Raw genomic sequence first — 13,223 nt, 5'->3', positions numbered from 1 at the left:
TCAATGAATCGTCCAAGGAAACATTCTGACTTAAAATTAGCCATGGGACTTTTAGCACCAAGCATGCTTTTATTAGCTGTTTTAGTGCTGATTCCAATGCTTTCCAATATTCAGATCAGTTTTTTCGATATGCCGCTGAATCCTAACTTAGACGCCGTTTTTATCGGATTAAGCAATTATCTTGAAATTTTAAGTGATAGTGAATTTTATCGTTCTTTAGGTTTAACAGTTGCTTACACATTCTTAGTTGTAGCAGGCAGTACAGCTTTAGGATTAGCCGTAGCTATTTTGCTTAACCGCAAGTTCAGATTTAGGAAAACGGTGCGTTCACTGATTTTATTAAGTTATGTTACGCCATCTATTTCTTTGATTTTTGCTTGGAAATATATGTTCAATAATAGTTATGGAATCGTCAATGATCTGTTAGTAGATAGATTGCAGCTTTTCAACGAAGCACCGCTGTGGTTCGACCAGCCAGTTGCTAGCTTCTTTATGGTCGTTTTGTTTGCTATCTGGAGATACTATCCGTATGCGTTTATTTCATTTTTGGCTATTTTGCAAACAGTCGACAAAACGCTTTATGAAGCAGCTGAAATGGACGGTGCAAATGCTTGGCAGAAGTTCAAGATCGTGACACTGCCGGCAATCAAACCAGTACTAGCAACTGTGATTGTTTTACGATCTATCTGGATGTTCTATATGTTTACAGATGTCTATCTACTGACGAATAAAGTCAATATCTTAGGCGTTTATTTGTATCAGACAGCCTTTGCGTTCAATGATCTTGGAAAAGCAGCAGCTATATCTATCCTATTGTTCATCATTATTGCAGCGGTCGTCTTGCTCTCACGAAAGAAGGTGGACTTGAAATGAAAAATAAAAAGAGCAGGAAAATCTTATTTTACGCGACGATTTTGTTGCTATTAGCTGTCAATTTGTTTCCATTTTTGATCATGCTGATGACATCATTCAAGGATTCACAAGAAGCAATTGCAACGACACAAACTATTTTTCCGAAAGAATGGACTTTTGAACATTATCAGGATATTTTCAATGCTGAGATTTTTCCATTCATCATGTATTTCAAAAATAGTTTAGTGATCTCCTTGATAGCCTCCGTAACTGCAGTAGTGATTGGGATCAGCGGGCATACGCTTTGTCAAAACTACGCTTCAAAGCTCGCTCGAAAATCAATGCTAGCTTTTATACCGTCTATATGTTTTCCGGTATTTTGATCGTTGTTCCATTATTTAAAATCATTTCCAGTCTAGGTTTGTATGATACCAATACAGTACTGATTATCACGATGGTCGTTCAAACACTTCCTACTGCGATATTCATGCTAAAAAGTTATTTTGACACGATTCCGACTGATATTGAAGAAGCAGCAATGATCGATGGTCTTAGCCGGATCCAAATCATTATTCGGATCATTATACCATTGGCTATTTCTGGAATCATTTCTGTCTTCGTTTATTGTTTTATGGTTTCGTGGAATGATTATTTATTTGCTTCGATTTTCCTGTCGACCTCCGAAAAATTTACTTTACCAATCGGTTTGAACACATTATTCAGTACACCAGACTACATTTGGGGACGAATGATGGCCGCTTCATTGGTGACCGCTTTACCAGTCATCATTATGTATGCGTTATCTGAACGATTCATTAAAGGTGATTTAGTCGAAGGCGGCGTAAAAGGATAAAAAGAAAAGAAAGAGGAAAGAAAAGATGAAAAAATTAGTTGCATTAGAACCAAGAATAGCCGGATTCAAAGATTACGAAGACCGTGAGATCGAAAAGAACGAAGTACGTATCCGAGTAATTTTCGCTACTCCAAAACCAGGAACAGAAATTGTCGACTTTAGAGGATTAAGTCCATTTATCGATGAAGAATTTTCAGAAGAATGGCGCCTATTCTTGCCAAGAGAAGAAGGAAGCCAACGCGGTGTGGTATTTGGCGAATTTCAATTAGGAAATATGATCGTCGGTACGATCGAAGAAACGGGCAGTTTGGTGACAGAGTATCAAAAAGGAGAGTTAGTCTGCACTTATGGACCCATTCGTGAAACACTAATTACAAACGGTGTTGATAATTATAAACTACGTAAACTTGATCGGTTGGATCAATGGAAAAATGCAGTATGTTACGATCCTGCTCAATTCGCTTTAGGTGGTATCCGGGAAGCACATGTTCGAGCAGGTGATGCTGTAGCAATTTTCGGTTTAGGCGCTATCGGACAAATTGCGATTCAATTAGCTAAAAAAGCAGGTGCCACTACCATCGTTGGGATCGATCCCATAGCGCAGCGTAGAGAATTAGCAGAAAAATACGGTGCCGATTACACGCTAGATCCTATGAAAGCAGATATCGGTTTTCGTCTAAAGGAATTAACAGATAAACGTGGAGTAGATTCAGTTATTGAAACGAGTGGCAGTGCTGCCGCATTACAAGCTTCTTTAAGAGGGATCGGCTATGACGGGATCATTTCTTATGTTGCCTTTGCTAAACCTTTTCCAGCTGGGTTTAATCTTGGTCGCGAAGCACATTTCAATAATGCAAAAATCGTCTTTGCTCGAGCATCTAGTGAACCAAACCCAGATTACCAAGATGGAACCGTAAACGAATCGAGGACACATGTTGGGAATTATTGATGAACGGTTACTTGGATTGTGAAGAAATCATTGATCCAGTTGTGCCATTTGCAGAAAGCGCAGAAGCTTACATGCGTTATGTAGATCAGCACCCAGAAGAAAGTATCAAAATGGGTGTTCAAGTACAAGGAGGAGAACAATGAAATTCGGTACGCAAGATCAAGCATTTTTCCCAAGAGACATTTTAGAAAAATTTAGATTTATCAAAGACTGTGGATTTGAAGAATACGAAATCGACGGTAAGTTGTTAATAGAAAATATCGACACAGTCAAACAGGCAATCAAAGAAACAGGGATCCCAGTAGTGACAGCTTGTAACGGATACGATGGGTGGATCGGTGACTTCATCGAAGAACGGCGTCTTAATGGTGTACGTCAAATTGCTGAGATTTTGCGTGCACTAAGCGAGGCTGGCGGCAAAGGAATCGTTATCCCAGCAGCTTGGGGAATGTTCACTTATCGATTACCGCCGATGGTTTCACCCCGAAGCAAAGAAGGAGACTATAAAGCAGTCAGCGAATCACTTCGTTATTTAGATAAAGTAGCCGAAGAAACAGGTACGGTTATTTATTTGGAGCCTTTGAACCGATACCAAGACCATATGATCAATTTGTTAGCGGATGCGCGTCATTATATTGACTCTAATCAATTGAAACATGTGCAGATCATCGCTGATTTTTATCATATGAATATTGAAGAAGATGATATTTCAAAAGCATTGACTACGCAAAAAGAGTATGTGGGTCATATCCATTTAGCAGATAATCATCGCTACCAACCAGGATCTGGCGCAATTGATTTTACTCGCCATTTTCAAACGCTACTTCAAAATGAGTATGAAGGTTATATGGTATATGAATGTCGTTTGCGAGGAGAAAATGAAGTGAAAATTTATCAGGAATCATTGCAATACTTGAAAAACTGTCTGGAAACAGCGCGTCATTTAAATGATTTAGAGAAAGAAAAACAATAAGTAAATAAGCAAAGGAGGGAGAAATAAATGAAGAAAGTAGCAATCATAGGCGCTGGACAAGTAGCAGAAAAAGTACATGCTGCTTATTATCAAAAAAGATCAGATGTCTTAGAATTGGTCGCTGTGGTTGATCCAGTCAGCCAGCGAGCAGAAGACTTTTGCCGACGTACAGGATTTTCTCATGCGTATACATCAGTTACACAAATGCTGAATGAGATTTCTCCCGATATCGTGAGTGTCTGTACACCCAATCGCTTTCACTTCGAACATGTATTGGCTGCCCTCGAAGCTAATGCTTCAGTGATGTGCGAGAAACCACCAGCTATGACAGCTGATCAAGCAAGAAAGATGGCAGAGACAGCCGATAAACACGGGCAGATTTTGGCTTATGGATTCCAGCATCGTTTTTCTGACGAAGCAACAATGATCAAGAATCATCTTGATGTTCTCGGGGATATTTATTATGTCGAAGCGAATGCGCTTCGTCGGTCTGGTGTTCCAGGCTGGGGAACGTTTATCGACAAAGAACTTCAAGGAGGCGGGCCTTTGATCGATTATGGCATTCACATGCTTGATGCAGCGATGTATATTACTGGATTTCCTAAAGTAAAAAACGTTCGGGCGTACAGCTTCCAAAAAATTGGTACGAAAAAAAATTCAGGGAAATTCGGGAAATGGGATCCAAGCAAATTCACAGTAGAAGATGCAATTTTTGGCACACTGGAATTAGAAAACGGCAAGATCATCCAACTGAATACTTCGTTTGCTTTGAATATTAGAGAAGACAAACTGAATGTGGCTTTTTGTGGCGATCAGGCAGGTGCTAATCTGTATCCAGGCGAACTATTCGAAGATGTAGATGGAAAGCTGGTTTCCTTACAAAAGACCACACCAGTTAATGACCCACATGAACTAAGTATGGCTCATTTTGTGAATCGGGCGCTCGGTGACCAGACTCAGATGATTGCAGATGGCTGGCAAGGATATGTCATCCAGAATCTGGTGGAAAATTTATATCGTTCGGCAGAAACAGGAGAAGTTATTATCTTATGAAAGTAGAAGAAAAACAATTTGATTTAGAGTATATCAATAAGTATGCGAGTCAGATGACCATTGGAAATGGATTTTTTGGTATCAGAGGAAGCCAGGAGGAAGACTATCGGAATCAAGTAAGGGGAATGTTTGCAGCTGGTGTATATAACCGACCTTTAGGAGCAGAATCAACCGAGTTAGTGAATCTTCCAGATGTCATCAGATGGGAAATAAAAATCGACGGTGAACATTTTTCTCTTGAGACGATGAAAGTTCTTGCATACGAGTGGGCACTAGATTTAGAAATGGGAGAGCTTAAACGCTATGCGCTCATTGAAACTGCTCAAGGAAAAAAAGTGGAAGTCATTACTTGTCGTGTTGCTGATCAAAATAATCTCCATCAGGCAGCCCTGAAAGTGGTCACCAAGCCGTTGACCGAAGACTGCCAAGTAGATGTGAAAACGGGTATTGATGGACAGCAAACCAATTTTGGTACACAGCAGTTGGTTGAAAAAGAACTGCGAGTATTTGGTGACGATTTGATCAGTGCATCCTACCAGACAACAGAAAGTAAAATTGATATTGGGATTGCAGCTAAATTCAATAAAGCAGGTGTATTCCAAGCAAAAAATCGCCGGATCACCGCTTCCTTTTCAGAAAAGATCAGAAAAAATACGTCCTTTACGCTGGAGAAGATCATCGTGCTCTCTACCTCTCTTCAGCAAACAGACCCGTTTAAGAAAAGTATTGCCCAAGCCCAGAAAAGCGTTAGTTATACAGAAATTTTAGAGCAGTCGATGTCTTATTGGACAGATTTTTGGCATCAGCATCGGATAACGATCCAAGGCGATTCTTCTTTCGATCAGTTAGCGATGGACTTCGCTGCTTACCATTTACAGATTATGACTCCCCGCAATGATCCAAGTGTTAGTGTAGGGGCGAAGGGACTAACTGGCGAAGGTTATAAAGGGCATGTTTTCTGGGATACGGAAATTTTTATCCTGCCTTTCTTTTTATATCAGTTTCCTGAAGTAGCAAAGAATTTGCTGCTGTACCGTTATGATCGATTAGAAGGCGCACGGCAAAAAGCAAGAGATTATCACTATCAAGGTGCACTTTTCCCATGGGAGAGCGCACACACTGGTCAGGAAGAGACACCCAAATTTGCTGCATTGAATATCAAAACCGGAACAAGACAAGAAGTTGCTTCAGCTGCCGCAGAACACCATATCAGTGCAGACCTTGCTTATGCCGTTCAAGAGTATGTCCAAGCAACAGAGGATCAATCGTTTTTAGAAACAAAGGGAAAAACGCTTATTCATGAAACAGCAGCTTTTTGGCTGAGCAGAGCTGTAAAAGTCGATGATCATTTAGAGATACACAGAGTCATTGGTCCAGATGAATACACAGAATATATCGACAATAATGCATATACGAACTATCTGGCGCATTATAATGTGGCCTTAGCTGTTAAATATCAAGCTGGCGATCCGCTTTTTTTGAAAGAATGTCGAAATTTTTTAGATAAGTTATATTTGCCAGTGCCTAACAAAGAACAGCTGATTCCGCAAGATGACACGTATCTCAGTAAGCCAGTTATTGATTTGACCACTTACAAAGAACGTCCTGGCAGCCAGTCTATTTTACTTGATTATGCCCGTAGCGAAGTAAATGAACTCCAAGTCAGCAAGCAAGCAGATCTTGTCATGCTGTTATACTTATTACCTGAGTATTTTTCTCAACCAATCGTTTCTAAGAATTTGCATTACTATGAAAACAAAACAATCCACGACTCATCGTTGAGTAAAGCGATTCACGCCATAGAGGCTTGCCGTATCCAAGAAATGGAATGGGCGTATCATTTATTCCAAGAAGCGTGCCTGATTGATTTAGGACCAGATCCGCATTCATCAGATGACGGAATTCATGCTGCTTCATTAGGAGCACTATGGCTAGCAGTTATATTTGGTTTTTCAGGTATTACAGTAACGAATGGAACTCTTTCTATTTCTCCAAGACTTCCTTCAGCATGGGAAAAAATTTCTTTTCCTTTTATTTGGAAAAATCACAGGTTGCTATTTGTTTTGACAAAAAAACAAATAGTAATAAAAAAAGAGACGAAAGAAACATTACCTATTTTTGTCAATGGAGACCAATACCAGCTGGAAAAAGAACTGATCTTGGAACGGAGGGAAAAATAATGCGTATTCTGATTGCGCCAGATTCTTTCAAAGAAAGTCTGACAGCCGTAGAGGCAGCACAAGCCATTCAATCAGGTTTTCAAGAAGTTTTTGTTCAGGCTGAATATGATCTGCTACCTATAGGCGATGGAGGAGAAGGAACGGTTTCATCATTAGCAGACAGTTTAAGGTTGAAGCGGCAAACAGCAGTCGTTACTAATTCATTTGGCAAAAACAAAGAAATCCAGTACGCTTCAGACGGTCAAACTGCGATTTTTGAAATGACAGAAATCGTCGGATTGAAAGATGTCCCACTAAACCAACGACAGCCACTTAGGTTATCCACGCGAGGAGTAGGAGAACTGATACGACAATTGTTGCAACAAGGTGTTCGACACATCATCATCGGCGTTGGCGGAAGTAGTACCAACGATGGCGGCATCGGCATGGCAGAAGGTCTAGGTTATGCTTTTTACGATCAAGATAATCAAAAAGTAGAAGCACTGGGAGAAAACCTAGGTAAAATTGCTACAGTTGATAAAACGAACGTGCCTATTGAGCTGATTAAAGCCAAAATCACTGTCATTACTGATGTTACTAATCTTTTATGCGGAAAAGAAGGCGCTTCTTTTGTTTTCGGACCACAAAAAGGTTTGAAAGAAAATGAATTAGCAGTGGCTGACCAAGCCATGCATGATTTTTATATGAGATTCGCCCCTCAAGTAATCGAGGCATCGGGCAGTGGTGCTGGTGGTGGCATGGGTGCAGGACTATTAGCATTTGCTTCAGGGAAAATAGTCTCTGGCATCGACTACGTATTGGATTTGCTGGAGTTCGATAAACGGGTACAGCAAGCAGACCTCGTAATCGTAGGCGAAGGACGTCTAGATGGACAAAGTCTAAAAGGAAAAGCGCCAGTTGGGATTGCTAGAAGAGTACCAGAGGGCGTTCCTGTGATAGCTATTTGCGGAAGTGTTGGTAAAGGAAGCGAAAAAGCAGCAGATGTTGGCATTTCGGTCGTTTTTCCGATCCTTCCTGCAGCTGTGCCTTTACAAGAAGCTTTACAGCAAGCCACTGATAATCTTCATCGCACAGCTAAAAACATCGCATCTTTACTTCAAGTCGTTCATTTTCAAGGAGGTAATCGATGAAAATCAAAGCAGCACTATTCGATTTAGATGGCGTTCTTGTAGACACAGCTCGTTATCATTACGAAGCGTGGCTGGTTTTAGCTAACCAGCTGTCTATTCCATTCACTGAGAAAGAAAACGAGCAACTGAAAGGAATATCCAGAACCGAGTCACTGGAGCGATTGCTGTCATTTGGAAAAATGGAACAGAAATTCTCAGAAAAAGAGAAATCAGCCTTTGCTGAGCAAAAAAACAATCTATATCTTCAAGCGATTCAAAAAATGGATGAAACATCCGTTTTGCCTGGTGCAATAGCTGTTCTTGAGTACTTGAAAAAAACAAACATCAAGATCGGATTGGGATCAGCAAGCAAAAATGCACGCCTCATTTTAGAAAAAACGAATTTGACAAGTTATTTTGATGTCCTTATTGACGGCACGCAAGTATCAAAAGCAAAACCTGATCCGGAAGTTTTTCTCAAAGGAGCACAGCAATTGAATGTACCGCCAAATGCATGCTTGGTCATTGAAGATTCAGAAGCTGGCTGTCAAGCAGCTTTGGCTGGTAACATGCATGTATTGGGAATAGGTGAAAACATAAATCTTCCTTCTGCTGAATATGTGATTCCTGATTTAACCGTTTTTGATCAAGTACGTTCGTTTTGGCATTTATCAGAAGCCGTATCACGTATATAATAGTTTCCGTTTTTTCTGTCACAAGCAAAACGTTATCCTCCTTTTGGAAATCAAGGTATGATGAGAAAAAAGGGGGATTTTATATGACAAAAAAAGCAGTTTTCGCAGGCGGATGCTTTTGGTGTATGGTCAAACCATTTGAAGAGCAGCCAGGGATCATTTCTGTGACATCCGGTTATACTGGCGGGCATGTACCAAATCCAACTTATGAACAAGTGACAACAGGCACAACAGGGCATACAGAAGCAGTAGAGATCGAATATGACCCAGAAGTTATTTCTTATGATCAGTTGGTGGAAATCTATTGGCAGCAAACCGATCCGACTGACGCGTTAGGACAGTTCGCTGATCGTGGTGATTCTTATCGACCAGTGATCTACTATAATGATGAAGAAGAACGAAACATTGCAGAGCGTTCAAAACAAGCATTGCAAGACAGCGGGCGATTCGATAAGCCAATCGTGACAAAAATCGAACCAAGAAGCGAATTTTATCCTGCAGAAGATTACCATCAGGATTATTACAAGAAAAACAAGCTCCATTACAATCTTTATCGAGAAGGTTCTGGACGTGCCGGTTTCATTCGTCGACATTGGGGCGGAAAGAAATAAGAAGCCGAAAAAGCTACTTCTGGAATACCGTATATCAGAGATTGTGAAATCAGCATTTTGAGCTAATACCGAGGGTCAGCTGATTGAACACCATTTAGTGGAGAGGTTGTGAACCTGTCGCCTAGCTCCAAGTCACAAGGATTTGGTAAGAGAACACTATATATCAGAGGTTGTGACAAGTCGTTTGTCACAACCTTTTTTCAATACCTAAGATGAAGGACAATCAGCAACGCACTGCTCAAAAAAGGAATGAAAGGCAGTTTTTCCATCTTTTTTTTATGACAGATAAAGTAAACAGAAAAAACGGATATTCCAAACAGACTAGCAAGAAACAAGATCTGAAGCAACTCTTCCAGAGACAAGCCACCACTCCAAGAAAGCATCAACAGAGTATCGCCAGCTCCGAGATAGGATTGACCATAGCGAAGGCACACACCGCCTACGATAAACGTTAACAGCACACTTTGCCATTGGAAGACGCCGGCCTGCAACCAAAAAATCCATAAAATTGCCCAAGAACAGAATAGCGTGTGAGAATGGACCATGAAGTAAAATAAATCCATCAACGAAAATAGCAAAGCCGAAAGCATCCATATGAACGTCGAATAATTTCCTGCAGAAGAAAAAGTAAAGAACCAGACAAAAAGACCACCACATAAGGCTTCTGCCAACAAATAGTAGAAGGGCAACCGACACCTGCAATAGCGGCAGCGAAATCGTTGGACGATGATCGAGAGAATCGGAATCAATTCATACCAAGAAAGCGAACGACAGCATTTGACACAATGGGATCTAGGATAAATAATAGAGTGACCTAACGGAATCCGCTGGGCGGTTAAACATAAAAATGATCCGATACAGCAACCAATGATAAAATAAAGTAACACGCCATCTCCCCCTTTTCAAAACCAAGATACGCAAGCTTAAACTAAATTTTTGTACATACATAAAATTTGAGGTGAAAAAATGAACGTTTCAATCGGATTAGATATCGGAACCACACAAACCAAAGCAGTTGCTTTCACAGATGAAGCCCAAGAAGCAGCATCCGCTTATTTTCGCTACCCTTTGATCCAAGAAACACAAGGGATGGCAGAACAAGATCAGGAATTGATCTTTCAAGGTGTCTGCACCGTTATAAAAGAAGTAATTAAACAGTTGCCTTCAGACACCATCATCCAATTTGTCTCCTTCTCCTCTGCGATGCATGGCCTGATATTGTTGGATGAAGAGAAAACACCGTTATCTCGAATGATCACTTGGGCAGATAACCGAGCAGCGGACGAAGCAGAAAAACTGAAATATACCGTGCTTGGCAAAGAATTTTATTGGCAGACTGGGACGCCGATTCATCCAATGACACCATTGAACAAAATCAAGTGGCTACAAAACAGCCAACCTGAATTATTCAAAAAAACTGCTTATTTTGTCGGCATCAAAGACTATATCTTTTATAGATTGTTTGGCGAACTGATCAGCGACTACGGAACAGCTTCAGGAACTGGATATTTTGATATCCATGAATTCCAATGGGCAGAAGAAGTACTTGACTACTTGGACATTCGGATAGAACAATTGCCGCAAGTACTTCCTTCCACCTATCAAGTAACAGGTCTACCGTCAGAAACAGCAGCAGGACTAGGTTTACCAAATGATATATCATTTATTTTGGGAGGGGCAGACGGGCCGCTTTCTAATCTAGGGTTAGGCGCTTTTGGTGATACGATCGCCGCTTTGACCGTAGGAACGAGCGGAGCACTTCGTTTTATTACTACTCAGCCTCAGTTCCATCCAGAAATGGAGACGTTTTGTTATGTTCTGGATCAGAAACATTGGGTAGTGGGAGGAGCGACTAGCAATGGTGCTGGCATCTTTGATTGGGCAGGGCATACATTTTTACAGGAAGTCGTTCAATCTGCTAAAGAAAAAGGAGAAAATCCATATGATGCACTGCTTTCGGCTATCGCTTTTGTGCCAGCGGGTGCCAATGGTCTGATTTTTCATCCCTATTTACTTGGTGAGCGAGCACCGCTTTGGGACGCAGATGCGTTTGGCAGTTTTATCGGTTTACAGCGGCAACATACAGAAAAAGAAATGATGAAGGCGATTCTAGAAGGGATCTGTCTCAATCTTTATCGGATTTTAAAAGGAGTTTGCCAGGAAAATCAGCTCACAGAGATCCGTGCTACAGGCGGGTTTGCTCAATCTCCGATTTTTCGTCAGATGATGGCTGATGTACTGGGTTACCCACTTGTTTTCCCTACTGTCACAGAAGCATCCGCATTAGGAGCTGTGATTTTAGGCTGGAGAAGCATCGGAAAGATCCAAAGTATTAGTGAAGCACAGGAATTGATAGAATTGAAAGAGCAAGTTGGAGTACAAGAAACTGATCATAAAAAATATCAGAAAATCTATCCATTATTTGTTTCGACACAAAAGCATTTAGCACAGACTTATCAGCAATTTGCTCAACTGCGAGAAGAATTAGCTGATTCTGAAAAATGATTGGCTTTACGGATAAAAAAGCGAACTGAAAATCGTTCTCAGGTAAATGATTTTGTTGTACTTTTCATTGAAAGTCTACTATTATTTTAAGTGTAAGAAAATGTTAGGAGGCAAGAAAGATGAAATTCCAACAAACCAAAGAAGTATTAAATCAATTAGTTGCAGATCTAAGCCAAATGTCTGTTGTTGTTCACCAAACACATTGGTACATGAGAGGACCAGGTTTCCTTACATTGCACCCAATGATGGATGAGTTCATGGATGATTTGAACGCTCAGTTAGATGAAGTATCCGAACGCTTGATCACATTAGACGGTTCACCTTATTCTACATTGCGTGAATTTGCAGACAACACGAAAATCCCTGATGAAGTAGGACGTTGGGACCGCACGATTCCAGAACGTTTGGAAACACTTGTTGCAGGCTATCGTTATCTAGCAGATCTTTACCAAAAAGGAATCGAAGTTTCTGGAGAAGAAGGCGACGATCCAACACAAGATATCTTTATCGAATTCAAAACAGCCACAGAAAAACGTATCTGGATGATCCAAGCTCATTTGGGCAAAGCGCCAGAGATCGACGCGTAAAAACTGTTGTTGAACTTGACCGAAAAAGAGGTTGTGAAATCAGCGTTTTGACCTGAGTATTAGAGAAACAAACGTCAAAATAGTTCCTCATATTTTGCCGTTTTTTGAGCTAATACCGAGGGTCAGCTGATTGAACACCGTTTATTCAAAATAAGAGGTTGTGACAAGACTTTTGTCACAGCCTCTTTTTGTTTTTTATTTTGACAGGAAACGACCCTTTTATATAAAAGAAAGAAAAAGAAGTAAAGTTTCATATAAATTTTTCAATCAAGCAGAAAAACGTTGACATTGACTAGATTAGCGGGTAATATGTTAAATGGTATTGTTTGCCCCACAAAGAGCCCCGGAAACTCGAAGTGTATGTCAAACATCAGAACTTAAATTGGAGGAAAATAACGTGCGTACAACATATATGGCCAAACCAGGCGAAGTAGAACGTAAATGGTATGTAGTAGACGCAACTGATGTTCCATTGGGACGTCTTTCAACAGTTGTTGCATCTGTACTACGTGGTAAAAATAAACCAACTTTCACACCTCATTTGGATACTGGCGATTTCGTCATCGTCATCAATGCAGACAAAGTGAAATTAACAGGTAAAAAAGCGACTGACAAAATTTATTACCGTCACAGCAACTACCCAGGAGGATTGAAATCAATCACTGCTGGCGAATTGCGTGCTAAAAATTCTCGTCGTTTGATCGAAACTTCTGTAAAAGGTATGCTTCCTAAAAACACTTTAGGCCGCAAACAATTTACAAAATTGAACGTATACGGTGGAGCAGAACATCCACATGCAGCACAACAACCAGAAGTTTTAGACATCACAAACTTAATCTAATAGGAGGGAATTTCA

The 13,223-nt window shown here is 40.5% G+C and carries 11 protein-coding genes and 2 pseudogenes; 12 read left to right on the top strand and 1 reads right to left on the bottom strand.

Annotation, left to right across the window (positions count from 1 at the left end; all coding sequences use genetic code 11):
* Positions 1 to 3 precede the first annotated feature (3 nt).
* The 9 genes and pseudogenes from MKX69_RS12180 to msrA all read left to right on the top strand — a co-directional run bounded on the left by MKX69_RS12180 (position 4) and on the right by msrA (position 9,275).
* Entirely contained in the window at positions 4 to 873 is an 870-nt protein-coding gene (locus tag MKX69_RS12180; RefSeq protein WP_002302347.1) for a carbohydrate ABC transporter permease, read from the top strand.
* Positions 870 to 1,705: pseudogene (locus MKX69_RS12175) on the top strand (carbohydrate ABC transporter permease). Before MKX69_RS12180 ends, MKX69_RS12175 begins: the two are co-directional and overlap by 4 nt.
* 25 nt (positions 1,706 to 1,730) lie before the next feature.
* A pseudogene (locus tag MKX69_RS12170) lies at positions 1,731 to 2,797 on the top strand (zinc-dependent alcohol dehydrogenase).
* On the top strand, positions 2,794 to 3,627 hold the full coding sequence (locus MKX69_RS12165; RefSeq protein WP_341010423.1) for a sugar phosphate isomerase/epimerase family protein: 834 nt from the start codon (positions 2,794 to 2,796) through the stop codon (positions 3,625 to 3,627). Before MKX69_RS12170 ends, MKX69_RS12165 begins: the two are co-directional and overlap by 4 nt.
* A 27-nt stretch (positions 3,628 to 3,654) precedes the next feature.
* Positions 3,655 to 4,680 (top strand): Gfo/Idh/MocA family protein, encoded by a 1,026-nt coding sequence (locus MKX69_RS12160; RefSeq protein WP_341010420.1) that lies wholly within the window; start codon positions 3,655 to 3,657, stop codon positions 4,678 to 4,680.
* Positions 4,677 to 6,860, top strand: a complete 2,184-nt coding sequence (locus MKX69_RS12155) for a glycosyl hydrolase family 65 protein (RefSeq protein WP_341010418.1) — start codon at positions 4,677 to 4,679, stop codon at positions 6,858 to 6,860. The genes MKX69_RS12160 and MKX69_RS12155 overlap by 4 nt, the downstream gene beginning before the upstream one ends.
* Positions 6,860 to 7,990, top strand: a complete 1,131-nt coding sequence (locus MKX69_RS12150; protein WP_341010416.1) for a glycerate kinase — start codon at positions 6,860 to 6,862, stop codon at positions 7,988 to 7,990. Before MKX69_RS12155 ends, MKX69_RS12150 begins: the two co-directional genes overlap by 1 nt.
* On the top strand, positions 7,987 to 8,664 hold the full coding sequence (gene pgmB, locus MKX69_RS12145; protein ID WP_002288121.1) for a beta-phosphoglucomutase: 678 nt from the start codon (positions 7,987 to 7,989) through the stop codon (positions 8,662 to 8,664). Before MKX69_RS12150 ends, pgmB begins: the two co-directional genes overlap by 4 nt.
* Before the next feature lie 83 nt (positions 8,665 to 8,747).
* Complete coding sequence (gene msrA / locus MKX69_RS12140; RefSeq protein WP_081156784.1) at positions 8,748 to 9,275, top strand: peptide-methionine (S)-S-oxide reductase MsrA; 528 nt, start codon at positions 8,748 to 8,750, stop codon at positions 9,273 to 9,275.
* A gap of 200 nt (positions 9,276 to 9,475) precedes the next feature.
* Here the strand turns inward: msrA and MKX69_RS12135 are convergent, their stop codons facing one another.
* Positions 9,476 to 10,162: a prepilin peptidase gene (locus MKX69_RS12135; protein ID WP_341010413.1), complete on the bottom strand. Its 687-nt coding sequence runs from the start codon at positions 10,160 to 10,162 to the stop codon at positions 9,476 to 9,478.
* A gap of 79 nt (positions 10,163 to 10,241) precedes the next feature.
* On the opposite strand from MKX69_RS12135, the gene MKX69_RS12130 reads away from it, so the two are divergent.
* The 3 genes from MKX69_RS12130 (at position 10,242) to rplM (ending at position 13,208) form a co-directional block, all read left to right on the top strand.
* Positions 10,242 to 11,780, top strand: a complete 1,539-nt coding sequence (locus MKX69_RS12130; protein WP_341010411.1) for a gluconokinase — start codon at positions 10,242 to 10,244, stop codon at positions 11,778 to 11,780.
* Positions 11,781 to 11,899: 119 nt separating this feature from the next.
* A complete protein-coding gene (locus MKX69_RS12125) occupies positions 11,900 to 12,367 on the top strand; it encodes a Dps family protein (protein ID WP_002310545.1) in 468 nt (155 codons plus the stop codon).
* A gap of 412 nt (positions 12,368 to 12,779) precedes the next feature.
* Positions 12,780 to 13,208 (top strand): 50S ribosomal protein L13, encoded by a 429-nt coding sequence (gene rplM, locus MKX69_RS12120; protein ID WP_002323724.1) that lies wholly within the window; start codon positions 12,780 to 12,782, stop codon positions 13,206 to 13,208.
* The last annotated feature ends 15 nt before the right edge of the window (positions 13,209 to 13,223 follow it).

Source organism: Enterococcus sp. FSL R5-0957, assembly GCF_038008005.1.
In the GTDB taxonomy this organism is placed as follows: domain Bacteria; phylum Bacillota; class Bacilli; order Lactobacillales; family Enterococcaceae; genus Enterococcus_B; species Enterococcus_B faecium.
The sequence above is the reverse complement of the archived record's forward strand: the minus strand, read 5'-3'. Positions and strand labels throughout refer to the sequence as shown.

Bases quoted from the DNA above. Each gene is read 5' to 3' on its own strand.
- MKX69_RS12180 (WP_002302347.1), top strand. From the start codon at position 4: ATGAATCGTCCAAGGAAACATTCTGACTTAAAATTAGCCATGGGACTT.
- MKX69_RS12165 (WP_341010423.1), top strand. From the start codon at position 2,794: ATGAAATTCGGTACGCAAGATCAAGCATTTTTCCCAAGAGACATTTTA.
- MKX69_RS12160 (WP_341010420.1), top strand. From the start codon at position 3,655: ATGAAGAAAGTAGCAATCATAGGCGCTGGACAAGTAGCAGAAAAAGTA.
- MKX69_RS12155 (WP_341010418.1), top strand. From the start codon at position 4,677: ATGAAAGTAGAAGAAAAACAATTTGATTTAGAGTATATCAATAAGTAT.
- MKX69_RS12150 (WP_341010416.1), top strand. From the start codon at position 6,860: ATGCGTATTCTGATTGCGCCAGATTCTTTCAAAGAAAGTCTGACAGCC.
- pgmB (WP_002288121.1), top strand. From the start codon at position 7,987: ATGAAAATCAAAGCAGCACTATTCGATTTAGATGGCGTTCTTGTAGAC.
- msrA (WP_081156784.1), top strand. From the start codon at position 8,748: ATGACAAAAAAAGCAGTTTTCGCAGGCGGATGCTTTTGGTGTATGGTC.
- MKX69_RS12130 (WP_341010411.1), top strand. From the start codon at position 10,242: ATGAACGTTTCAATCGGATTAGATATCGGAACCACACAAACCAAAGCA.
- MKX69_RS12125 (WP_002310545.1), top strand. From the start codon at position 11,900: ATGAAATTCCAACAAACCAAAGAAGTATTAAATCAATTAGTTGCAGAT.
- rplM (WP_002323724.1), top strand. From the start codon at position 12,780: ATGGCCAAACCAGGCGAAGTAGAACGTAAATGGTATGTAGTAGACGCA.